General features: G+C 52.7%; 20 protein-coding genes and 1 pseudogene. 14 read left to right on the forward strand and 7 right to left on the reverse strand.

Features of this window, described 5'->3' with window-relative positions; all coding sequences use genetic code 11:
* Positions 1 to 161 precede the first annotated feature (161 nt).
* Positions 162 to 518 carry a type II toxin-antitoxin system RelE/ParE family toxin gene (locus OGV57_RS00200; protein ID WP_016149391.1) on the forward strand — a complete coding sequence of 119 codons (357 nt, stop codon included), beginning with the start codon at positions 162 to 164 and terminating at the stop codon, positions 516 to 518.
* Positions 515 to 853 (forward strand): helix-turn-helix domain-containing protein, encoded by a 339-nt coding sequence (locus tag OGV57_RS00205; protein ID WP_054527951.1) that lies wholly within the window; start codon positions 515 to 517, stop codon positions 851 to 853. The genes OGV57_RS00200 and OGV57_RS00205 overlap by 4 nt, the downstream gene beginning before the upstream one ends.
* A 20-nt stretch (positions 854 to 873) precedes the next feature.
* Here the strand turns inward: OGV57_RS00205 and rtcR are convergent.
* Positions 874 to 2,459 (reverse strand): annotated as a pseudogene (gene rtcR, locus OGV57_RS00210) (RNA repair transcriptional activator RtcR).
* A 447-nt stretch (positions 2,460 to 2,906) separates the two neighbouring features.
* Here rtcR and OGV57_RS00215 point away from each other — a divergent pair.
* Positions 2,907 to 4,034, forward strand: coding sequence for a slipin family protein (locus tag OGV57_RS00215; protein WP_054527953.1), 1,128 nt, complete (start codon positions 2,907 to 2,909; stop codon positions 4,032 to 4,034).
* Between the two features lie 5 nt (positions 4,035 to 4,039).
* Complete coding sequence (locus tag OGV57_RS00220; protein WP_054527954.1) at positions 4,040 to 4,825, forward strand: nucleotidyltransferase domain-containing protein; 786 nt, start codon at positions 4,040 to 4,042, stop codon at positions 4,823 to 4,825.
* Between the two features lie 42 nt (positions 4,826 to 4,867).
* On the opposite strand, the gene lysC is transcribed toward OGV57_RS00220, so the two are convergent.
* On the reverse strand, positions 4,868 to 6,217 hold the full coding sequence (gene lysC / locus OGV57_RS00225) for a lysine-sensitive aspartokinase 3 (RefSeq protein ID WP_003844704.1): 1,350 nt from the start codon (positions 6,215 to 6,217) through the stop codon (positions 4,868 to 4,870).
* A 314-nt stretch (positions 6,218 to 6,531) separates the two neighbouring features.
* On the opposite strand from lysC, the gene pgi reads away from it, so the two are divergent.
* From pgi to OGV57_RS00250, 5 genes are all read left to right on the forward strand, one after another.
* On the forward strand, positions 6,532 to 8,181 hold the full coding sequence (gene pgi / locus OGV57_RS00230) for a glucose-6-phosphate isomerase (RefSeq protein ID WP_003031668.1): 1,650 nt from the start codon (positions 6,532 to 6,534) through the stop codon (positions 8,179 to 8,181).
* A gap of 419 nt (positions 8,182 to 8,600) precedes the next feature.
* Entirely contained in the window at positions 8,601 to 8,843 is a 243-nt protein-coding gene (gene yjbE, locus OGV57_RS00235) for an exopolysaccharide production protein YjbE (protein WP_054527955.1), read from the forward strand.
* Between the two features lie 119 nt (positions 8,844 to 8,962).
* Positions 8,963 to 9,601, forward strand: a complete 639-nt coding sequence (locus OGV57_RS00240) for a YjbF family lipoprotein (RefSeq protein ID WP_003844705.1) — start codon at positions 8,963 to 8,965, stop codon at positions 9,599 to 9,601.
* Complete coding sequence (locus OGV57_RS00245; protein WP_003844706.1) at positions 9,598 to 10,335, forward strand: capsule biosynthesis GfcC family protein; 738 nt, start codon at positions 9,598 to 9,600, stop codon at positions 10,333 to 10,335. The genes OGV57_RS00240 and OGV57_RS00245 overlap by 4 nt, the downstream gene beginning before the upstream one ends.
* Positions 10,335 to 12,431 carry a YjbH domain-containing protein gene (locus OGV57_RS00250; RefSeq protein WP_054527956.1) on the forward strand — a complete coding sequence of 699 codons (2,097 nt, stop codon included), beginning with the start codon at positions 10,335 to 10,337 and terminating at the stop codon, positions 12,429 to 12,431. Before OGV57_RS00245 ends, OGV57_RS00250 begins: the two co-directional genes overlap by 1 nt.
* 97 nt (positions 12,432 to 12,528) lie before the next feature.
* On the opposite strand, the gene OGV57_RS00255 is transcribed toward OGV57_RS00250, so the two are convergent.
* The gene (locus OGV57_RS00255; RefSeq protein WP_046671404.1) at positions 12,529 to 12,981 is read right to left on the reverse strand and encodes an acyltransferase; all 453 of its coding nucleotides are present in this window, start codon (positions 12,979 to 12,981) and stop codon (positions 12,529 to 12,531) included.
* Positions 12,982 to 13,119: 138 nt separating this feature from the next.
* On the opposite strand from OGV57_RS00255, the gene psiE reads away from it, so the two are divergent.
* A complete protein-coding gene (psiE, locus tag OGV57_RS00260) occupies positions 13,120 to 13,530 on the forward strand; it encodes a phosphate-starvation-inducible protein PsiE (protein WP_003031674.1) in 411 nt (136 codons plus the stop codon).
* A gap of 45 nt (positions 13,531 to 13,575) precedes the next feature.
* Here the strand turns inward: psiE and xylE are convergent, their stop codons facing one another.
* From xylE to malE, 4 genes are all read right to left on the reverse strand, one after another.
* Complete coding sequence (xylE, locus tag OGV57_RS00265; RefSeq protein WP_054527957.1) at positions 13,576 to 15,051, reverse strand: D-xylose transporter XylE; 1,476 nt, start codon at positions 15,049 to 15,051, stop codon at positions 13,576 to 13,578.
* A 324-nt stretch (positions 15,052 to 15,375) separates the two neighbouring features.
* Complete coding sequence (gene malG, locus OGV57_RS00270) at positions 15,376 to 16,266, reverse strand: maltose ABC transporter permease MalG (protein WP_003031677.1); 891 nt, start codon at positions 16,264 to 16,266, stop codon at positions 15,376 to 15,378.
* Between the two features lie 14 nt (positions 16,267 to 16,280).
* Entirely contained in the window at positions 16,281 to 17,825 is a 1,545-nt protein-coding gene (gene malF / locus OGV57_RS00275; protein WP_046671359.1) for a maltose ABC transporter permease MalF, read from the reverse strand.
* A 131-nt stretch (positions 17,826 to 17,956) separates the two neighbouring features.
* Positions 17,957 to 19,147 carry a maltose/maltodextrin ABC transporter substrate-binding protein MalE gene (malE, locus tag OGV57_RS00280; RefSeq protein ID WP_003031680.1) on the reverse strand — a complete coding sequence of 397 codons (1,191 nt, stop codon included), beginning with the start codon at positions 19,145 to 19,147 and terminating at the stop codon, positions 17,957 to 17,959.
* A gap of 360 nt (positions 19,148 to 19,507) precedes the next feature.
* Here malE and malK point away from each other — a divergent pair, with 360 nt between their 5' ends.
* From malK to ubiC, 4 genes are all read left to right on the forward strand, one after another.
* Positions 19,508 to 20,617, forward strand: a complete 1,110-nt coding sequence (malK, locus tag OGV57_RS00285; RefSeq protein ID WP_003031682.1) for a maltose/maltodextrin ABC transporter ATP-binding protein MalK — start codon at positions 19,508 to 19,510, stop codon at positions 20,615 to 20,617.
* A 78-nt stretch (positions 20,618 to 20,695) separates the two neighbouring features.
* Positions 20,696 to 22,036 carry a maltoporin gene (locus tag OGV57_RS00290; protein ID WP_054527958.1) on the forward strand — a complete coding sequence of 447 codons (1,341 nt, stop codon included), beginning with the start codon at positions 20,696 to 20,698 and terminating at the stop codon, positions 22,034 to 22,036.
* Positions 22,037 to 22,149: 113 nt separating this feature from the next.
* Positions 22,150 to 23,097 carry a maltose operon protein MalM gene (malM, locus tag OGV57_RS00295; RefSeq protein WP_003841372.1) on the forward strand — a complete coding sequence of 316 codons (948 nt, stop codon included), beginning with the start codon at positions 22,150 to 22,152 and terminating at the stop codon, positions 23,095 to 23,097.
* Between the two features lie 180 nt (positions 23,098 to 23,277).
* The gene (gene ubiC, locus OGV57_RS00300; protein ID WP_054527959.1) at positions 23,278 to 23,775 is read left to right on the forward strand and encodes a chorismate lyase; all 498 of its coding nucleotides are present in this window, start codon (positions 23,278 to 23,280) and stop codon (positions 23,773 to 23,775) included.
* Positions 23,776 to 23,785: the final 10 nt, after the last annotated feature.

The following is a 23,785-nucleotide window of genomic DNA, read 5'->3' on the forward strand; positions in this document are numbered from 1 at the left end:
GTGTACGGTAATTCGTGCAGAATAAAACTAATCCTGAAAGAGCCTCGCAAAATATAGCTTGTTGAAGTGACGGAATTTCTATTCTGATTTAGCGTAATGACAGGAAAACGTGTGGGTTACACATTTTATTGTTTGTATAAAATTTTATACAAGGATGTGTTATGCTTTCAATAAGGCGGGCCTTAAAGCCCATTGTCTGGATTGGCAGTTCATTTGATGATTTACGAAGCTTTCCTGAAGATATACGTAAAACCGCTGGTTTTCAGTTACATCGTTTACAGGCGGGATTAGAAGCTGCTGACTGGAAGCCGATGCCAGAGATAGGTCGCGGTGTTGAGGAGGTAAGGCTCAGGTATGAATCTGGCGCATACCGAATCATCTACATTGCTCGCTATGCTAACGCGGTCTATGTACTGCATTGCTTCAATAAAAAGACAAAACGTACTTCTGAGCACGATAAACACATTGCTAAAGTTAGATATCGAACGGCTTTGCAAGAAGACAGGAATCAGAAATGAACAATACCGTTGATAATAAGGTTCGCCATGTAACCTCTCCGGATGTCAATATTTTTGCCGAACTGGGGTTTGCAGAAGCGGAAGCGAAGAGCTTAAAGTATGATGCTGAATGCGAGGCCGAACAACTCATTCTCCTGAAGCAGCAGTTGATGCAAGAAATTTCCGGATGGATTCATGAAAACCATCTGAAACAAGCGGAAGCTGCTGTGAAACTGAATATTTCCCGGCCCCGTGTTTCAGATGTTGTTAATCAGAAAACCAACAAATTTACCCTTGATGCGCTGGTCATGATGCTGGTGAAGTTAGGAAAACCAGTAACAGTTCAGATTGGGTAATATTAGATCTAGATATTGTTTCATTGTATCTGATCGCTGCGAGCGCTTTCCCAGCTTAGCCCGAAACGAGCGAGATATTTGCGCAGGCGGTCTGCATCGTTAGGATTGGCTTTTTTCTGCCGTGAGACGGCAAACAGTTCGCGTCCGGCTTCCGACAGCGACGCGCAGCGGCGGCACACTTCCAGTACCGTTTCTAACTGGCGGCGATCGAACAGGTCAATGTCCATATTCAGTTCAGGCTGCGGAGTTGCTATCTGCCAACTCTCCTTTAGCAGCGCAATCTCTTCTTCGACAAGGGATAAGGTGATGCGACCTTGTTCGGCAAGCGTCGCCATGCGCGCGATGGATGAACTGAGTTCGCGAAAGTTGCCGCGCCATTGCGCCTGTGGGGAGCAGGCAAATGCCAGATAGGAAGCGCGGGCTTCTTTATCGAAACGGATTTGCGTCTGTTTGCTGTTGGAGAAACGTTGCAACTCATACTCGACGTTCGGCGCGATATCTTCCCGCCGCTGCGCCAGACCGGGCAGGGCGAAGCACCACATGTTGATACGCGCGTAGAGATCCTCGCGAAAACGGCCTTCAGCGACCCATTGCCGCATGTCGCGATGGGTGCCGGCAATCAGCTGAAAATCGCTGCGTACTTCTTTGTCTGACCCAAACGGGAAAAAGGTTTTTTCTTCAATTGCTTTGAGTAGCATGGCCTGCTCGTCCAGCCCTAATTCGGCTATCTCATCGAGAAACAGCACGCCGCCATCGGCCTCTCGCAGTAATCCGCTACGCGCCGTGAGCGCACCGGTAAACGCCCCTTTCACATGACCGAACAGCGTGGACATTGCATTATCGCCGCGCAAGGTCGCGCAGTTAACCGCCACCAGTTTTCCCGCCACCAGATGCCGCGACTGGCGTAGCTGAAAAATACGTTTCGCCAGGAAGGATTTACCCGCGCCGGTAGGGCCGGTGAGCAGGATCGGGTCGGTCGAACGCAGAGCGACCCGCTCAATGCGATCGATCAGTTTATTGAAGGTGGCGTTGTGCGTATCAATCCCGGCTTTCAGAAAAGAGACCGACTGCTGCTGTTCGCGCTGAAAACGACTGGTGAGCGTGGCGTAGCGGCTTAAATCGAGATCGATAACCGAGCAGACGCCAGCGGCGATGGCCTCATCTGATGAACCGCGTGGCGCGGGGCCGGTTTGCAGCAGGCTGGCGGGCAGGTAGCGGGCTTCCGTCAGCAAAAACCAGCAGATTTGTGCCACGTGAGTGCCGGTGGTGATGTGCACCAGATACTCTTCGTTTTCCGTATCAAATTCATAATGCGTGGCAAAGTCGAGAAACGCGGCGTAGACCTCTTCAAAGTCCCACGGATCGTTAATGGTGACGGCATGCGGGCGAACATGGGTGTGCGGCGAAAGCAGGCGACGTCTTCAATCAACCTTTGCGCCATGCTCTCATCGCGTGGTTGGTGGAGGAGTTCCAGCCTGTCGACAGGGAAATCGGGTTGTTGGCATAGCCCAACCGTGGGTCGCCACTTCTTAAACCGATTGGCCCGCTTGCCGCGCTTATCGAGCACCGTTCCCAGTACGCCAATCACTACCCGTCGCTTCTTCATAGTTTATCCGAAAAGATAAATAAGAGAATAAAAGATAAAAAAATTAACCCGTTGAGACAACCACCATTATTGGTGTTAATAATTAAAATCATAAAAATCAATTAATTAAAAATTAAATATGTTGTTTTAATTCCTGGCACGCTTCTGGCAATAACACTTGCGTCAATCACGCTGAAAGCGCAGGGGGTTAAACCCCGCCGGCACGTCAGGAACGGCACAGGCTGTTTTCCGGGAGTGTTCCGTCAGCCGATGACACACAGTGGGTTCGATTCCCAATTTCATCCCCGAATGAAAACTGGTTGTTAATCATAGAAATAAAGCGGAGTGATGCGCAGTTAGCACGCTCCAGAACAGGCTGCCGGTAATGATGCCGTGTGACAGGCAAAAAGGAATTCCCCTGTCGCTTCGCCCCTGCACCCGCACCTGACTCACAATAAGGAATAAAAAATGATGAAAAAAATCACTATTCGTAAAGGCCAGCTTGGCCTGTTATCCCGACAGGGTGATTACTATCAGGTACTGGATGCAGGTGAGCACCGTTTGCCATGGTTTAACACTCCGGACGTTCTGGTAATCAATACCGATGGCAGCGAAATTCCGGAAGCGCTCGCGGAGTATTTACGTCGCTTCCAGCCTGCATGGGTGGAGCAGTACTGTGTGGTAGCTGATTTTACCGATACTGAAGCAGGTGCGCTGTATGTGAACGGCGTCTTGCAGGAAATTTTGCCACCGGCATCGCGCCGTCTGTACTGGCAGTCCGATGAAGCGCTGAAGCTGGTACGGATGGATACACGTCAGGTTTTGGTTCCTGTTGACGTGATGAACGCGGTGTTACAGCCCCGTCGCAGCGGTGCGGTGAAAGGTCGCGAAGCTATCTTAACGGTGCAGGTCCCAGCGTGGCACGTCGGTGTACTGAAAATTGATGGTGAAACTCAGGCGCTGTTGCTGCCGGGGTTAACAGCATACTGGAAGGTAAACCATCTGATTGAAGCGGAAGTGGTGGATACCCGTTTGCAGGTGCTGGAGGTTGGCGGCCAGGAGATCCTGACCAAAGATAAGGTCAACCTGCGTTTAAACCTGGCGGCGAACTGGCGTTATAGCGATGTGCTGCTGGCATTTGGTCAACTGACTAAACCGCTGGATCACCTTTACCGGGAATTGCAGTTTGCGCTGCGTGAAGCGGTGGGAACGCGCACACTGGACGAATTACTGGAAGATAAGCAGGCGATCGATGAAGTGGTGAGCGCGCAGGTGAAAGCCCGCATGACGCCGTTTGGTATCGAAGTGGCTTCACTGGGGGTGAAGGATATTGTCCTGCCCGGCGATATGAAGGCTATTTTATCGCAACTGGTTGAAGCGGAAAAATCCGCCCAGGCCAACGTGATCCGACGTCGTGAAGAGACGGCCGCCACGCGATCGCTGTTAAATACGGCAAAAGTGATGGAAAACAACCCGGTAGCGCTGCGCTTAAAAGAACTGGAAACCCTCGAAAGAGTTGCTGAGCGTATCGATAAAATCTCGGTGTTCGGGGGCCTGGATCAGGTGCTGCACGGCCTTGTGAACATAAAAGGATAAGAATAATGAGTTACAACACAGTGGACGGCGCAATGCGTGAAAGGGTATTGCGCCAGTTAAAAGAGGTTGAGCAGCGCTTTGGCGTCAGGGTGCTGTATGCCTGTGAATCCGGCAGCCGTGGCTGGGGATTTGCCTCGCCGGACAGCGACTACGACGTGCGATTTCTCTATGTTCATCCCCCTGAATGGTATCTGCGGGTCGAAGCGCAACGCGATGTTATCGAGCTGCCGATAGATGATGAGCTGGACGTGTGCGGCTGGGAATGGCGCAAGGCGCTGGGGTTACTCAAAGGCGCAAACCCGACGCTTATCGAGTGGCTGGATTCGCCGGTGGTCTATCAGCAGGATGACGTGACCGTTTCGGCGCTGAAAGCGCTGGTGCCCAAATGGTTTTCTCCGCTACGTGCCCGCTGGCACTACTACTCTATGGCGCGGAAAAACTTCCGTGGTTATTTGCAGGGTGACGACGTGCGATTGAAGAAGTACTTCTACGTTCTGCGACCCCTGTTGGCGGTGCGTTGGGTGGAAGCGGGCAAGGGCGTACCGCCGATGCGTTTTGCCGAGCTGCTGGCGGGAAGTGAACTGGATGCGCCATTGCGTCATGAAATTGATGAGCTGTTGGAGCGCAAGCAGTGTGCGGGTGAAGCGGAGTACGGCCCGCGTCGTCCACTGTTGCATGCGTTTATCCGCGCCGAGCTGGAAAGAGGAGAGATTCCACCGGCGTTACCGGATTGCCGGGAAGGCGATGTCAGGGAGCTGGACAGATTGTTATATGAAACGGTGATGCGGTGAAAATGCCCGATGGCCTAAGAACCATCGGGCGTTGACGTCTACTTATTCAAACAAATTATGGTGTAGCTTCTGTACCACCTGCTCGGCTTCAGCACCGGGTACCAGGAAGCACAGGTTATGGCTGGACGCGCCATAGCAAATCATCCGAATATTGAACGGCTCCAGTACGCCGAACACCTCTTTACCCACGCCGCAGGCTTTGGACAGGTCGTTGCCAATCAACGCCACCAGCGCCAGGCCTTCTTCCACTTCAACCCGACACAGGGCAGACAGTTCCATCAGCAGAGACTGTGTTAACAGTGTATCGCCGGTGGACGTTGAACCGGTGGTATCCAGAGTCAGCGCGACGCTGACTTCGGATGTGGTGATTAAATCGACCGAGATATTGTGGCGTGCCAGGATGCCGAACACTTCCGCTAAAAACCCGCGAGAGTGCAGCATATTCAGGCTATGCAGCGTCAGCAGCGTCTGCTTACGGCGTAGCGCCAGCGCACGGAACAGCGGTGGATTAGCGGTTTTATTGCAGACCAGCGTACCGCCTGCTTTTGGATCCTTACTGGAGCCCACAAACACCGGAATATCGCTACGTACGGCTGGCAACAGGGTTGCCGGATGCAGTACTTTCGCGCCAAAGGTCGCCATTTCCGCGGCCTCTTCAAAGGCGATTTCATCAATACGCTGCGCAGCCGGAACCACGCGCGGATCGGTAGTGTAGATGCCGGGAACGTCGGTCCAGATATCAACGCGCGTTGCGTGTAGGGCTTCTGCCAGTAAGGCGGCGGTATAATCGCTGCCGCCGCGTCCCAGCGTGGTGGTGCGGCCCTTGCCTTCACTGCCGATAAAGCCCTGAGTAATCACCAGACCTTCGCTCAGACGCGGGGCCAACTGGAGCGTTGCCAGTTCAGCCAGCGCCGTGACGTCGGGTTCTGCACGACCAAAACGATCGTTGGTGCGCATCACTTTACGCACGTCAAACCACTGCGCTTGCACGTTGCGTTCACGCAGGATCTCGACGAACAGCAGGGTAGACATCAGTTCACCGTGGCTGACCAGTTCGTCGGTCAGCGCGGTTGAGGTCGCCAGTGACGCCGCTTCTGCCAGTGTGGTGATGTTTTCCAGCAGACGTTCGATCTCTTCACGGATCACGTTTGGATAACGCAGGCGTTCCAGAATATTGAACTGAATTTGACGAATGGCATCGAGTTTTTCGAAGCGCGCGGTTGGCTCCAGCCCTTCAGCCAGTGCGACCAGCAGGTTGGTGATTCCCGCAGAAGCGGAAAGTACCACCACACGGACGTTAGCATCAGAAAGCACTACATCAGCGCTGCGATTCATGGCATCAAAATCCGCCACGCTGGTACCACCAAACTTGGAGACAACTACATCAGTCATAACTACCTCGTGTCAGGGAATGAATAGAGCGACCATGGCACATAAGGCAGAACGAAAACCGGTGCAGGCGCAAATGCAAATACCGTATTTATAAATAAAATGTGTAGCTTGCACTGTCAACGCTGGGATTATGCGGATTTTTCATGCTGCAACTGCGTTGAGTAACGGTACTAATAACAACGCTGATAACCGCTATACTTTTTAGCCACGTTTGGCGGATGCCCTGGCAATGGCATTAAAACAATCACACTTTTCTGTGACTGGCGTTACAATCGATCTCAGTCACAATTCTCAAAATCAGAAGAGTATTGCTAATGAAAAACATCAATCCAACGCAGACCTCAGCCTGGCAGGCACTACAAAAACACTTTGAAGAAATGAAAGACGTTACTATCGCGGATCTTTTCGCGAAAGATAGCGATCGTTTCACTAAGTTTTCCGCGACGTTTGACGATCTGATGCTGGTGGATTTTTCCAAAAACCGCATCACTGAAGAGACGCTGGCTAAACTGCAGGATCTGGCGAAAGAAACCGATTTGGCGGGTGCCATCAAGTCCATGTTCTCCGGTGAGAAAATCAACCGTACTGAAGACCGTGCCGTGCTGCACGTGGCGCTGCGTAACCGTAGCAATACGCCGATCATCGTTGACGGCAAAGATGTGATGCCGGAAGTGAATGCGGTACTGGAGAAGATGAAATCTTTCTCTGAAGCGATCATCTCCGGAAGCTGGAAAGGCTATACCGGCAAAGCCATCACTGATGTAGTAAACATCGGTATCGGCGGTTCTGACCTTGGCCCGTTCATGGTGACCGAAGCGCTGCGTCCGTATAAAAATCACCTGAACATGCACTTTGTGTCGAACGTCGATGGTACGCACATCGCCGAAGTGCTGAAAAAAGTGAACCCGGAAACCACGCTGTTCCTGGTCGCTTCCAAAACCTTCACCACCCAGGAAACCATGACCAACGCCCACAGCGCGCGCGACTGGTTCCTGGCGACCGCTGGCGACAACAAGCACGTAGCCAAACACTTCGCAGCGCTCTCCACTAACGGTAAAGCGGTTGGCGAGTTTGGTATTGATACTGCCAATATGTTCGAGTTCTGGGACTGGGTTGGCGGTCGTTACTCCCTGTGGTCTGCAATCGGTCTGTCCATCATCCTGTCCGTAGGCTTCGACAACTTTGTTGAGCTGCTCTCCGGCGCGCATGCGATGGACAAACACTTCTCCACCACCCCGGCTGAGAAAAACCTGCCGGTGCTGCTGGCGCTGATCGGTATCTGGTACAACAACTTCTTCGGTGCCGAAACCGAAGCGATTCTGCCGTATGACCAGTATATGCACCGTTTCGCGGCCTACTTCCAGCAGGGCAACATGGAATCCAACGGTAAATACGTTGACCGTAACGGCAATGCGGTGGATTACCAGACCGGCCCAATCATCTGGGGTGAGCCGGGTACTAACGGCCAGCATGCGTTCTACCAGCTGATCCACCAGGGTACCAAAATGGTGCCGTGCGATTTCATCGCGCCGGCAATCACCCACAACCCGCTGTCGGATCACCATCCGAAACTGCTGTCTAACTTCTTCGCGCAAACCGAAGCGCTGGCTTTTGGTAAATCTCGCGAAGTGGTTGAGCAGGAATATCGCGACCAGGGTAAAGATCCGGCTACGCTTGAGCACGTTGTGCCGTTCAAAGTGTTCGAAGGTAACCGTCCAACGAACTCCATCCTGCTGCGCGAAATCACGCCGTTCAGCCTGGGTGCGCTGATTGCGCTGTACGAACACAAAATCTTCACTCAGGGCGCGATCCTGAACATCTTCACCTTTGACCAGTGGGGCGTTGAGCTGGGCAAACAGCTGGCGAACCGCATTCTGCCAGAGCTGAACGATGATAAAACTGTTTCTTCCCATGATGTTTCTACTAATGGGTTGATTAACCGTTACAAAGCCTGGCGCGCCTGATGGCGCTGCGCTTATCCGGCCTACTGGCACATATCCTGTAGGCCGGATAAGGCGTTTTGCCGCCATCCGGCATTAATGAAATAAAAAAGCCGATATTAATATCGGCTTTTTTATAAGATTATTCCAGGATATCTACTTTTTCACTTCACCCTTTAATTGAGCTTAATCCTAAAATAATTTATTCAACGTTATCCTGTTTCTGATATTTTCAGATTTACCGGGTATTGTGTTTTTATTATTATATTTTAACTCTTTGAATTAAGTTGTTTTTATTATTTGTTGTTAATCATATTTTCTCTCGTTATCTAATTGTCCTAAATTCCCTCTCGACCTAATTTGCATACTTCGCTTGTGTATACTCGATCTCGCCCGAAATTCTTTTGGGTAAATCTCCATTCATACAATGAAGGGAATTTGTGATGAAAAAAGTTCTGTATGGCCTTTGGGCTATATCTGCGCTTGCGGCGACCTCTGTCTATGCCGCCCCCGTTCAGGTGGGTGAGGCTGCAGGGTCGGCTGCTGCGTCGGTTTCGGCAGGAAGTTCCTCCGCAATCAGCGTGAGCACCGTAAGTTCTGCGGTGGGGGTTGCCCTGGCGGCGACCGGCGGCGGCGATGGTTCTAATACCGGAACCACAACTACCACAACCACCAGTACCCAGTAATAAAGGTACGTTTAATTCTAACCACACTTCGGTGTGGTTATTTTGGAATTGCCAAAAGTCTGTGGGATTTGTAGGCCGGGTAAGCGTCGCGCCACCCGGCAATAATGCGGAGAAACGTCGTGAAGCGACCAGCGATCATAATGGTTTGCCTGCTACTGCAGGCGTGCTCAGCCACTACCGAAGGGCTGGGTCATTCGCTGTGGGATAGCGTGTTTGGTACTCCCGGCGTACAGATGACGGACGATGAAATTCAAAACATGCCTTACGCCAGCCAGTACATGCAGCTCAACGGCGGTCCCCAACTGTTTGTGGTACTCGCATTTGCAGAAAACGGACAGCAGAAATGGGTGACTCAGGATCGGGCTATTCTCGTCACGCAGCATGGGCGCATTGTGAAAACGCACCTTGGCGGGGACAACCTAATCGAGGTGAATAATCTGGCGGCAGACCCGCTCATCAAGCCAAATCAGATAGTCGACGGCGCAACGTGGACCCGCACGATGGGCTGGACTGAACATCAGCAGGTACGCTATGCCACCGCGCGCTCGGTTTTCACATGGGATGGCGCAGACACCATCAAAGTCGGCAGCGATAACACGCCGGTACGGATCCTTGATGAAGAGGTCACCACCGATCAAACGCGCTGGCATAACCGCTACTGGGTAGACAGTGAGGGCATGATTCGCCAGTCGGAACAGTATCTTGGCGCAGGTTTCTTCCCGGTGAAAACCACGCTGATTAAGGCGGCAAAACCATGATGAAACAAATGATTACTGCGCTGACATTCAGCCTGTGCGCGGCATCTGTTTTTGCTGCGGGCAGCGTAAAAGTGATTACGACAGGTAGCACGGAAGCAAAAACGCTGACCGGGGCTGAACATCTGCTCGACCTGGTTGGACAGCCGCGGTTGAGCAATAGCTGGTGGCCAGGCGCGGTTATCAGCGAAGAGCGGGCAACAACTGAGGCACAACGTCAGCAGCAGGCATTACTGGCTCGTCTGGCGACGTTGAGCGCTGAAGCAAGCGGTGAGGATGCTGGCGCTATCAACGCATTACGCCAGCAAATTCAGGCGCTGAAGGTAGCCGGTAGACAGACGATTAATCTCGACCCGGATGTAGTACGTACCAGTGAACCAGGCAACCCGCCGTTGCAGGGTAATTACACACTGTGGGTCGGACCACAGCCCACGGATATCACGCTGTTGGGTTTGCTAAGCCACACGGGTAAACAGCCTTTTATACCCGGACGTGATGTTGCCAGCTATCTCGATGGGCAGCATCGGCTCAGCGGCGCGGATCGTAGCTACGCCTGGGTTGTCTATCCCGACGGACGCACACAAAAAGTACCGGTCGCCTACTGGAACAAACGTCACATTGAGCCGATGCCCGGCAGCATCATTTTTGTCGGGCTGTCGGACTCTGTCTGGAGCAGCACCCCGGATGAAATCAATGCCGACATTCTTCGCACCCTGACCCAGCGGATACCCGAATAATGAGAAAAACTTATCTGCTCAGCCTGTTGGCGCTGGGTATCAGTGCGGCCTGTCACGGTGAAGCGTATCCTGCGGCGATTGGTCCTTCCCAGTCCGATTTTGGCGGCGTGGGGCTGCTGCAAACCCCAACCGCACGCATGGCGCGTGAGGGCGAAATGAGCCTTAACTACCGCGATAACGATCAGTACCGCTATTACTCTGCGTCGGTGCAGCTCTTCCCGTGGCTGGAAACCACGCTGCGCTATACCGATGTGCGTACCAAACAATACAGTAGCGTGGAGTCGTTTTCTGGCGATCAGACTTACAAGGATAAAGCTTTTGATCTCAAACTACGTCTGTGGGAAGAGAGCTACTGGATGCCGCAGGTGGCAGTTGGCGCGCGAGATATTGGCGGAACGGGCCTGTTCGATGCGGAGTATATTGTGGCGAACAAAGCCTGGGGACCGTTTGATTTCTCACTCGGTCTTGGCTGGGGATACCTCGGGACCAGCGGCAACGTCAGCAATCCGTTTTGCTCATTCAGCGATAAATTCTGTCATCGCGATAACAGTTACAAGCAGGCGGGTTCCATTGACGGCAGCCAGATGTTCCACGGCCCGGCGTCGCTGTTTGGCGGCGTGGAATATCAGACACCCTGGCAGCCGCTGCGTCTGAAACTGGAGTATGAGGGTAATAATTACCAGCAGGATTTCGCGGGCAAGCTGGATCAGAAGAGCAAGTTTAACGTCGGCGCTATTTATCGCGTCACCGATTGGGCCGACGTTAACCTCAGCTATGAGCGCGGCAACACCTTTATGTTTGGGGTCACGCTGCGGACTAACTTTAACGATTTGCGACCAAACTATAACGATAACGCCCGCCCGAAATATCAGCCGCAGCCGCAGGATGCCATCCTGCAACATTCGGTGGTGGCGAATCAGCTAACGCTGCTGAAATACAATGCCGGGCTGGCGGACCCTAAAATCCAGGTGCAGGGCGATACGCTGTATGTAACAGGCGAACAGGTGAAATACCGTGATTCGCGCGAGGGGATCGAGCGTGCCAACCGGATCGTGATGAACGATCTTCCTGACGGGATCCGCACGATCCGTATTACGGAAAATCGCCTTAACTTGCCGCAGGTGACGACCGAAACAGAGGTTTCCAGCCTCAAGCGCCATCTGGAAGGCGAGCCGTTGGGCCATGAGACTCAGCTGGCGCAAAAACGCGTGGAGCCGGTGGTGCCGAAAACGACCGAGCAGGGCTGGTATATCGATAAGTCGCGCTTCGATTTCCACATCGATCCGGTGCTTAACCAGTCGGTGGGCGGCCCGGAAAACTTCTATATGTATCAGTTGGGCGTGATGGGTACGGCGGATTGGTGGGTGACCGATCATCTGCTGACCACCGGGAGTTTGTTCGCCAATCTCGCCAATAACTATGACAAGTTTAACTACACCAACCCGCCGCAGGATTCGCATTTGCCGCGTGTGCGTACCCATGTACGTGACTACGTGCAAAACGATGTTTACGTGAATAACCTGCAGGCCAACTACTTCCAGTCACTCGGCAACGGCTTTTACGGACAGGTGTACGGCGGCTATCTGGAGACCATGTACGGCGGCGCGGGGGCAGAAGTGCTCTATCGTCCGCTGGACAGCAACTGGGCGTTTGGTGTTGATGCCAACTACGTGAAACAGCGTGACTGGCGTAGCGCGCAGGACATGATGAAATTCACCGACTACAGTGTGAAGACCGGGCATTTGACCGCGTACTGGAATCCTTCTTTCGCCCAGGATGTGCTGGTGAAAGCCAGCGTGGGTCAGTATCTGGCCGGGGATAAGGGCGGAACGTTGGAGATCGCCAAACGCTTCGACAGCGGTGTCGTGGTGGGTGGTTATGCGACTATCACTAACGCCTCGCCGGATGAGTATGGCGAGGGTGATTTTACTAAAGGGGTGTACGTTTCCGTGCCGCTGGATCTGTTCTCGTCTGGTCCGACCCGCAGCCGTGCGGCGATTGGCTGGACGCCGTTAACACGTGATGGCGGTCAGCAGCTTGGGCGTAAGTTTGGTCTGTACGATATGACCAGCGATCGCAGCGTGAATTTTCGGTAATCGAGCCGTTTGCCAGCCGGATGGCGCTACGCTTATCCGGCCTACAAAGTGCCTGTATTGCAGGCCGGATAAGGTATTTAAGCCGTCATCAGGGAAGTTACAGGCGACGCAATAATTTTGCCGGGTTTCCCGCGTACACGCCTTTCTCGGTGATCGATTTGGTCACTACGCTTCCTGCGCCGATGACCGCGCCATCGCAGACAGTGACCGCCAGAATGGTCGCCCCGCTGCCGATCGAAACATCGTCGCCAATCGTAATGCGTCCCCAGCTGTTGGGGTCGGCGTTGGGTTTTCCTTCGCGGAACATATCGTTGGCGAACATCACGCCATGCCCGATAAAACAGCGGGAACCGATGGTGACATATTCGCAGATGAAGGTGTGCGACTGAATTTTGCTGTCTGCGCCAATCTGTGTGTTGCCCTGGATTTCAACAAATGGTCCGACAAAAACGTTGTCTCCCAATGTGCAATCGTAGAGATTGGCGGGTTCATAAATCACCACGTTCTCACCGCAGGTAACGTTGCGGACAGCGGATTGTCTTAGCTGCATAATTCATCCTGTGAAATGTATCGTGGCATTCATCATTCTCCGTTGACCTTTCTTGCACAAAATATAAACAAAAAATGTAGATCTCTGTCACATTTTTGCGTTATACAGGAACCTCGCCACTGAGTAAGAGGTGCTGCTATGACGTCGCTATCTCGTCCGCGCGTGGAGTTTATCTCCACTATTTTACAGACCGTGTTGAATCTGGGACTGCTGAGTCTGGGCCTGATCCTGGTTGTATTCCTCGGGAAAGAAACGCTGCATCTGGCGGACGTGCTGTTCGCCCCGGAACAAACCAGCAAGTATGAGCTGGTGGAAGGGCTGGTGGTTTACTTCCTCTACTTTGAATTTATCGCGTTGATTGTGAAGTACTTTCAGTCAGGGTTTCACTTTCCGTTGCGCTACTTTGTCTATATCGGGATCACCGCGATTGTGCGGTTGATCATCGTCGATCATAAAGCGCCGATGGATGTGCTGATCTATTCTGCGGCGATCCTGCTGCTGGTGATCACCCTGTGGCTGTGTAATTCCAAACGGCTGAAGCGAGAGTAAAAGACAACACGCCGCAATCGGGCTGCGGCGTGTTGCAGGTCAGGATTACTGTGCAGAGGCAGGCTGGGTTTTCTCTGCGGAGGGTTCCCACAGTTCTTCAAGTTCTTCCAGCGTTTTGCCTTTGGTTTCCGGCACAAACTTCCACATAAACAGCGCGGCCAGAATGCCCATGCAACCGTAAATCCAGTAGGAGAAACCGTTGTGGAAATGGGAAACCAGCCACGAATTTTTGTCCATCATCGGGAAGGTCCAGGAGACGAAGTAGTTCGCCAGCCATTGAGCTGCAACGGCAATGGCGAGCGCTTTGCCACGAATCGCGTTCGGGAAGATTTCGGCCAGCAGCACCCAACAAACTGGTCCCCAGGACATGGCGAATGCGGCGACGTAAAACAGCATCGACAGCAGAGCAACCAGCCCGGAAGCCTGGGTATAAAACGCGGTACCGAGACTGAACATACCGATGGCCATGCCCAGAGCGCCAATAATCTGCAGCGGTTTGCGACCAAATTTATCCACCGTCATGATAGCCAGCACGGTGAAGCTCAGGTTGATCACGCCAACAATAATGGTCTGTAACAAGGCCACGTCGGTGCTGGCTCCCAGCGTTTTAAACACCTCCGGGGCGTAGTAGAGCACGACGTTAATACCGACGAATTGCTGGAAGATAGACAGCATTACGCCGATGACGATAACGCCTGCGCCAAACATCAACAGGCGACCACCGGTTTTACGACCATGTTCCAGAGAGTGATTGATCTCCTGCATGGCCTGGGTGGCGAGGGTACTGCCCATAATTTTGCGCAGAATACCTTCCGCTTGTTCGTGTCTGCCACGCGCCATCAGCCAGCGCGGGCTTTCTGGTACGGTGTACAGCAGCAGTAAAAACAGCAGAGCGGGAATACTTTCGGACGCAAACATATAGCGCCAGCCATCGGTATTCAGCCAGTTCGCATCACCCGAACGGGCGATAAAATAGTTAACGCAATACACTAACAGTTGACCAAAAATAATGGCGAATTGGTTAAATGACACCAGTTTCCCACGAATGTGTGCGGGTGCCAGTTCAGCAATATACATTGGTGAGAGCATTGAAGCTAAACCTACCCCAATACCCCCAATGATACGATAAATAACAAATTCGGGAACGTATCCGGCTAAATAAACGGGTACGGCGCTATCTGGATTAATAGTTGTAAAGCCTAGTTCCGGCCAGGCGGAACCAATACCAGAAATAAAGAACAGCAGCGCCGCGATTTTCAGCGAGTCCCGGCGGCCAAATCGGTTACTGCAATAGCCGCCCAACGCACCGCCGATGATGCAGCCAATCAACGCACTGGCAACGCAAAAGCCCAACAGCGAGTTGGCGGCGGATTCACTTAAGTGTTGTGGGGCGACAAATACGGTATTTAAGGACTCTACCGTTCCGGATATGACTGCAGTGTCGTAGCCGAATAATAGCCCTCCTAATGTTGCCACTAATGTAATCGAAAAAATATAACTGGAATTATATTGAGTGTTCATTCAGACCTGCCTTAGAGGATACAGCTCTTTTGATCAGTGCCGTGATGTTGAATTTAACAGGCAGGGAAGACAATTATCATTTTTTACATTGCAATTACGTTTTGTCTTTTCTGTGATCTTAATTCTGTTTAATTTTATTGCGTTCGGGTGAAAAATAGAATTGCAGTGATGGGGAGCACGAAAGGAAATAATCGTAAGCGTAATACAAAATAACATAAAAAAAGGGCGCTCCGTAGAGCGCCGAATAACAGTCACAGGTTGGGATAACATAAGTTGAGGGTTGCAGTGGCATTGCCCGTTGCCGGGCAGTTACTTCGGTAAAACTTAACCTTTCACACCACCTGCCGTCAGTCCGTTGACCAGCCAGCGCTGCGCCAGCAAGAACACCAGAGTGATCGGAATGGCTGAAAGTACAGCTGCGGCGGCAAAGTCGCCCCACAAATAGTTCTGTGGATTGAGGTACTGCTGCATACCTACCGCGAGGGTATAGCTGTTCACATCACGCAGCAGCAGTGACGCGACCGGTACTTCGGTAATAGCGGCAATGAAAGACAGAATAAACACGACCGCCAGAATCGGAACGGAAAGTGGTAGCAGCACCAGGCGGAATGCCTGCCACGGCGTTGCGCCATCCAGCGCGGCCGCTTCTTCCAGCGAACCGTCGATGGTTTCGAAATAACCCTTAATCGTCCATACATGCAGCGCAATACCGCCAAGATAGGCGAAGATCACGCCGCCGTGCGTGTTCAGGCCGATAAACGGAATGTACTGACCCAGGCGGTCAAACAAAGCATACAACGCGACCAGAGACAGCACCGCCGGGAACATCTGGAAAATCAGCATCCCTTTCAGCAGGGTTGCTTTGCCCGGGAAACGCATACGCGCAAAGGCGTAAGCACAGGTGGTGGAAAGCGTCACGATACCGATCGCGGTAATGCTGGCCACTTTCACCGAGTTCCACAGCCATAACAATACCGGGAATGGCGGTGGCGTCACGCGGCCATCCGCGTGTTCAACGCTAAAGCCCAGTGCCAGTTTCCAGTGTTCCCAGGAGATGTTTTCCGGGATCAAACTGCCGGTGGCAAAGTTACCTTCGCGCAGCGAGATAGCGATAACCATCAGCAACGGGAACATGATCGCCGCGATGAAAATCAGCAGCAGCAGGTGCGTTGTTAAGAGACGCAGTTTCTGAGATTTGGGTTGTACCATAGCCATGTTCGTTGTCTCCCTTAATCAAACTTCATACGTGTGGCTTTCAGGTTCACAATCGCCAGCGCGCCGACCAGCAGGAAGATCAGCGTGGCAATCGCCGCCGCCAGACCGAAGTCCTGACCACCGCCGCCTTCAAAGGCAATACGGTAGGTGTAGCTCACGAGCAGGTCGGTATAACCGGCTGGCGTGGTGGTGCCGAGTCGGTCCGGGCCACCGTTGGTCAACAGCTGAATCAGCACGAAGTTGTTAAAGTTAAAGGCGAAGCTGGCGATCATCAGCGGTGTCAGCGGCTTAATCAGCAGCGGTAGCGTTATCTTAAAGAAGTTCTGGAACGGACCTGCACCATCCATCGCCGAGGCTTCATACAGATCGTCAGGAATCGCTTTCAGCAGACCCATGCACAGGATCATCATGTATGGATAACCGAGCCAGGTGTTGACGATAATAATCATCGAACGCGCGGTGGTTGGGTCGCTGAACCAGGCCGGTTTGATACCAAACAGTGCGCTCAGCATCATGTTGATTTCACCAAAGCTCTGGTTGAATAAGCCCTTGAAAATCAGAATCGAGATAAACGACGGTACGGCATACGGAAGAATCAACAGGACACGGTAAATCGCTTTGCCTTTGAGAGATTCCCACTGTACGAGACAGGCCAGCACCATCCCCACAGCAACGGTGAGGATCACGGTCAGAACGGAGAAGACCACCGTCCAGACAAAGATGGCGAAGAACGGTTTCTGGATGCCTTCGTCGGTAAACACGCGAGTGAAGTTATCCCAGCCGATGGCAACGGTATAGCCTGGACTGAGTTTTTCGCTACCCCAGCTACCGTCAGCGTTAATCGCCTGATAATAACCAATATCGTTATTGGCGCGGTATTTTACGCCGCTCTGGCTGTTGGTGAGCGTACCGTCATCAGCGAGCGTATAAAGTGGCTGCGTGCCGGAAAACTGGCGCAACGAGCTCATAATCACTTTGCTTTCATCCGGCAGGATGGCGGTCAGTTGGTTCAGCGCCTGGCGATTCTGCGTGATGATGCGCAGCGTCCCACGCTCGCCCGCTGGCAAAGCATCCGTTTCTTTCAGTTGCAGTTTCTGTTCGCCGCCAAATTTGAAGGCGTCGGAAACATAATTCTTGCCGGTTTCACCGTCGGTGAGAGCCAATTGCCACTCATCACCCGCCGGATACAGGCCAAAGTTGTAGGTTTTCCCAGCCTGATACGAACGATCCATCAGGACTTCCTGAGCACGTTCAAAGGTCAGTTGGTTAGTACTGCTGTAGTTGGTAAAGGCAATGGCGATCGTACAAATCAGCGGAAACAGGACAAATAGCCCCATACCGGCAACGCCCGGGTAAACATAGCGCCAGGCATAGGCTTTACGGTTAGCGAAAATATACAGGCCAGCAGAGCTTAAAATCAGCGTCATGATGGCAAACAGGTACTCCCCCTGAGCGTACATCAAAACAACAAGGTAACCGACCAGCAGCCCAAGCAGACCCATCACTGACCATTTCAGCGTGTCGCTTTGCCACCAGTGTTTCTTTTTAATGACATCCATGGGGTTCAATCCTCAACAACAATGAAAACCTGTTGGTCAGCGTGCCTGATGGCGCTGCGCTTATCAGGCCTACGGTGTGTTGTAGGCCGGATAAGGCATTTATGCCGCCATCCGGCACGTGTGCTACAGCATTACTTGGTGATACGACCTTGTGCATCTTTCAGCGCGGCATCGACGGTCTGACGGCCGCTGGCTGCGTTGATCACTGCGGTACGAACGGCATACCAGAATGCGGACATCTGTGGGATGTTCGGCATGATTTCGCCTTTCTGGGCGTTATCCATGGTGGCGGCGATGCGTGGGTCTTTTGCTAACTGATCCTGGAAGGATTTCAGCGCAACGGCGCCCAGCGGCTTGTCCTTGTTCACTTCATCCAGACCCTGATCGGTCAGCAGGTAGTTTTCGAGGAACTCTTTCGCCAGTTCTTTGTTCGGGCTGGCGGCGTTGATACCGGCGCTCAGAACGCCAACAAACGGTTTAGACGCTTTGCCTTTGAAGGTTGGCAGCAGCGTGACGCCGTAGTTGATTTTGCTCTTGTCGATGTTGGACCACGCCCACGGACCGTTGATGGTCATCGCGGTATCACCTTTGTTAAAGGCCGCTTCGGCGATGGAGTAATCGGTATCCGCGTTCATGTGTTTGTTCTTGATCAGGTCAACCAGGAAGGTCAGACCCGCTTTCGCGCCGGCGTTATCCACGCCCACGTCTTTCACATCGTACTTGCCGTTTTCAAACTTGAATGCGTAACCGCCGTCGGCGGCAATCAGCGGCCAGGTGAAGTACGGCTCTTGCAGGTTGAACATCAGCGCGGATTTACCTTTCGCCTTCAGTTCTTTATCCAGTGCAGGAATTTCTTCCCAGGTTTTCGGTGGGTTTGGCACGAGGTCTTTGTTGTAAATCAGCGACAGCGCTTCAACCGCGATCGGGTAGGCAATCAGTTTGCCGTTATAGCGTACGGCATCCCAGGTGAACGGATAGAGTTTGTCCTGGAACGCTTTGTCAGGCGTGATTTCAGCCAGCAGGCCAGACTGAGCGTAACCGCCAAAACGGTCATGAGCCCAGAAGATGATGTCCGGGCCGTCGCCGGTCGCGGCAACCTGCGGGAATTTCTCTTCCAGTTTGTCCGGGTGCTCAATAGTGACTTTGATCCCGGTGTCTTTCTCGAATTTTTTGCCCACTTCAGCGAGGCCGTTATAGCCTTTGTCGCCGTTAATCCAGATAACCAGCTTACCTTCTTCAATCTTGGCGAGAGCCGAGGCGGAAAACATCATCGTCGTTAATGCAGACAATGCGAGGATGCGTGCGCCAGTTTTGATTTTCATAGTTCCCATCCTGTTTGGTGATTTTGCAGAGGTGGCTTAACGGTTACTAGTTTCTTTATACGACAACCTCTTTCCATCCTCCTTACTCCTACGCCCCACCCGCTCTTTATGTGATCTGTGTTACATAAATGTGAGTATTGCGTACTGGCGCACATAAAAACCCACCGATTTTTGCAGGCTGCATCACGAAATTCCTCTGAGGCAGGTAGCCCGGGTCTCAGACGCTGCTCTCTCATCCTCCCGCCTCCTCCCCCATAAAAAAGCCGGGGGGTGGAGGATTCACGCAGTCAAGTGATCGCGCATAGTCAGCCCATCATGAATGTTGCTGTCGATGACAGGTTGTAACGAAGGGAGAAGGGCATGGCGAGCGTACAGCTGCGAAATGTAACAAAAGCCTGGGGTGACGTGGTGGTATCGAAAGATATCAATCTCGACATTCACGAAGGGGAATTCGTGGTGTTTGTCGGACCGTCAGGCTGCGGTAAGTCGACCTTGCTGCGTATGATCGCCGGGCTTGAAACCATCACCAGTGGTGACTTGTTTATCGGGGAGACCCGGATGAACGACATTCCGCCCGCCGAACGCGGTGTGGGTATGGTCTTTCAGTCCTACGCGTTATACCCCCATTTATCTGTCGCGGAAAACATGTCATTCGGCCTCAAACTGGCCGGGGCGAAAAAAGAGGTGATGAACCAACGTGTGAACCAGGTTGCGGAAGTTCTGCAACTGGCACACCTGCTGGAGCGTAAACCAAAAGCGCTTTCCGGCGGACAACGTCAGCGTGTGGCGATTGGCCGTACGCTGGTCGCCGAACCGCGTGTATTCCTGCTGGACGAACCGCTGTCAAACCTCGACGCCGCGCTGCGCGTGCAGATGCGTATTGAAATCTCCCGCCTGCATAAACGTCTTGGTCGCACGATGATTTACGTCACCCACGATCAGGTCGAAGCGATGACCCTGGCTGACAAAATTGTGGTGCTGGATGCCGGTCGCGTAGCGCAGGTCGGTAAACCGCTGGAGCTATACCACTACCCGGCTGACCGCTTTGTTGCCGGGTTTATTGGCTCGCCGAAGATGAACTTCCTGCCGGTGAAAGTCACCGGGACAGCCATCGATCAGGTGCAGGTTGAACTGCCTAACCGCCAGCAAATATGGCTCCCGGTAGACAGCCATGCGGTGCAGGTTGGCGCCAACATGTCTTTAGGTATCCGCCCGGAACATCTGCTGCCCAGCGATATCGCCGATGTCACCCTCGAAGGTGAAGTGCAGGTGGTCGAGCAGCTTGGTCACGAAACACAAATTCATATCCAGATCCCCGCCATCCGTCAAAACCTGGTTTACCGCCAGAACGACGTGGTGTTGGTAGAAGAGGGTGCCACATTCGCTATCGGCCTGCCGCCAGAGCGTTGCCATCTGTTCCGTGAGGATGGCAGTGCATGTCGTCGGTTGCATCAAGAGCCGGGTGTTTAAGGTATCCCATTAAAAAAAAGCGCAAAACCGTCAAGGTGAAGCGTTTAAAGAAAAGCAATGATCTCAGGAGATAGAACGATGATTACTCTGCGCAAACTCCCTCTGGCGGTTGCTGTGGCGGCAGGCATTATGTCTGTTCAGGCAATGGCTGTGGATTTCCATGGCTATGCACGTTCCGGTATTGGCTGGACGGGTAGCGGCGGTGAACAACAGTGTTTCCAGGCAACCGGCGCCCAAAGTAAATACCGTCTTGGTAACGAATGTGAAACCTATGCGGAAATTAAATTAGGTCAGGAAGTGTGGAAAGAGGGCGATAAGAGCTTCTACTTCGACACTAACGTTGCCTATTCCGTCGCACAGCAGAATGACTGGGAAGGGACTGACCCGGCCTTCCGTGAAGCCAACGTGCAGGGTAAAAACCTGATTGAATGGCTGCCAGGCTCCACTATCTGGGCAGGTAAGCGCTTCTATCAGCGTCATGATGTTCACATGATCGACTTCTACTACTGGGATATTTCAGGTCCTGGTGCTGGTATTGAAAACATCGATCTGGGCTTCGGTAAACTGTCTCTGGCCGCGAGCCGTTCACAGGAAGCGGGTGGTTCATATGCTTTCAGCAGCCAGAATATATATGATCGTACCAAAGACACCGCCAACGACGTATTTGACGTTCGTTTAGCACAGTTGGCAACTAACCCGGATGGGATGTTGGAATTGGGCGTTGACTACGGTCGCGCTAACACCACAGACGACTACAGCCTGGCAGACGGTGCATCAAAAGATGGCTGGATGTTCACCGCTGAACATACCCAGAGCATGCTGAAGGGCTACAACAAGTTTGTTGTTCAGTACGCCACAGATTCCATGACAACTCAGGGTAAAGGTCTGAACCAGGGGTCTTACGGTTCTTCTAGCGTGACTATTGATGGCGTGAACTATGCTAACAACGTTGTGAATAACAACGGTAGCCTGTTCCGCGTACTTGACCACGGTGCAATCTCCCTGGGCGACAAATGGGATCTGATGTACGTCGGTATGTACCAGAACCTCGATATGGATAACGACCTGGGGACCGAATGGTACACCGTCGGTATTCGTCCGATGTACAAATGGACACCGATCATGAGCACCCTGCTGGAAGTCGGTTACGACAACGTCAAATCTCAGCAAACTGGCGATCGCAACAGCCAGTACAAAATCACCCTGGCGCAACAGTGGCAGGCTGGCGACAGCATCTGGTCCCGCCCGGCAATTCGTGTCTTTGCAACCTATGCCAAATGGGATGAAGAGTGGGGCTACGTTAAAAATGGTAACGACGTAACCAAATACGCTGCTGCAACCAACTCTGGTATCAGCACAACCAGCCGTGGCGACAGCGATGAGTGGTCCTTCGGTGCCCAGATGGAAATCTGGTGGTAATTCAGCACTAACCTGACGTAAAGACCGAAAGAGGGGCGCCAGCCCCTCTTGATTACGGTTTAGCGCGCTATTGCCTGGCCACCGCTGAACCCATGCTATCTGAGGTGATAACAATGAAAATGAAGAAAAGTCTCGTTGCCCTTTGTTTATCTGCAGGGTTATTTGCCAGCGCGCCTGGCATCAGCCTGGCCGATGTAAATATTGTTCCGCAGAACACCACCGCGGCTCCAGCTATTCCCACTGCTGCGCTACAACAGTTAACCTGGACGCCGGTTGATCAATCCAAAACCCAGTCGACACAGCTAGCGACAGCGGGTCAGCGTCTTGATGTTGCTGGTATTACTGGCCCAGTCGCTGCGTACAGCGTACCCGCGAATATTGGTGAGTTAACCCTGACGCTGACCAGTGAAGTCAACAAACAAACCAGCGTATTTGCACCAAACGTTTTAATTCTTGATCAGAACATGACGCCATCTGCGTTCTTCCCCAGCAGCTATTTCACCTACCAGGAACCCGGCGTGATGAGTGCCGATCGTCTGGAAGGCGTAATGCGTCTGACGCCAGCGCTGGGCCAGCAAAAGCTCTATGTTCTGGTCTTTACCACAGATAAAGATCTCCAGCAGACCACGACCCTGCTTGACCCGGCAAAAGCCTATGCCAAGGGTGTAGGTAACGCTGTTCCGGATATTCCTGACCCGATCGCCCGTCATACCACCGACGGTCTGCTGAAGCTGAAAGTCAAAACCAGTTCCTCCTCCAGCGTGCTGGTAGGGCCGCTGTTTGGCTCATCCGGCCCTGGCCCTGTCACGGTGGGTAATACCGCAGCGCCTGCAGTTACTTATGCGGCTCCGGCGGCAGCCGTTGCTGCTCCAGCGCCACAACCGGTGAAGAAAAGTGAGCCGATGTTAAATGACACGGAAAGTTATTTTAACCAGGGCATTAAGGATGCCGTGGCGAAAGGCGATGTCGATAAAGCGCTGAAGCTGCTTGATGAAGCTGAACGTCTGGGATCCAAATCTGCCCGATCCACCTTTATCAGCAGTGTAAAAGGCAAGGGGTAAACGTCTCCCCGCAGTGCTGATTTTGCAACAACTGGTGCGTCTCCTGGCGCACCTTTTTTTATCCTTCGGTGCTAATTGTTACACTTATGTTGCTCTGACGATCACTTAATTGTGTTTGCTCACCCCGTAATGCATTTTCTGCGATACAATGCCTTCAGGTTATAAATCGGAGAGTAAGGCATGCCACACCCTGCGTTAACGCAACTGCGTGCGCTGCGTTATTTTGATGCGATCCCGGCGCTGGACCCCCAACTGCTCGACTGGTTGTTACTGGAAGATTCCATGACCAAACGTTTTGAGCAGCAGGGGAAAAAGGTCACCGTCACGTTACTTCGCGAAGGATTTGTTGGGCAAAATGAGGTGGCTGAAGAACTGACGCTGCTGCCTAAAGAGTCTCGCTATTGGTTACGTGAAATCCTGTTATGTGCGGATGGTGAACCCTGGCTTGCCGGACGGACCGTGGTGCCTGAATCAACCTTGTGCGGCCCTGAACTGGCCTTACAGAACCTGGGGAAAACCCCGCTCGGACGCTACCTGTTTACGTCATCGACATTGACCCGAGATTTTATTGAGATTGGCCGCGATGCAGCGCTATGGGGGCGTCGTTCCCGCCTACGGCTGAGCGGTAAGCCGCTGATGCTTACCGAGCTTTTTCTGCCTGCATCGCCGTTGTACTGAGAGGAAGATA

The sequence above is a fragment of the Citrobacter sp. Cf087 genome, assembly GCF_030334285.1.
Lineage (GTDB): Bacteria > Pseudomonadota > Gammaproteobacteria > Enterobacterales > Enterobacteriaceae > Citrobacter > Citrobacter freundii.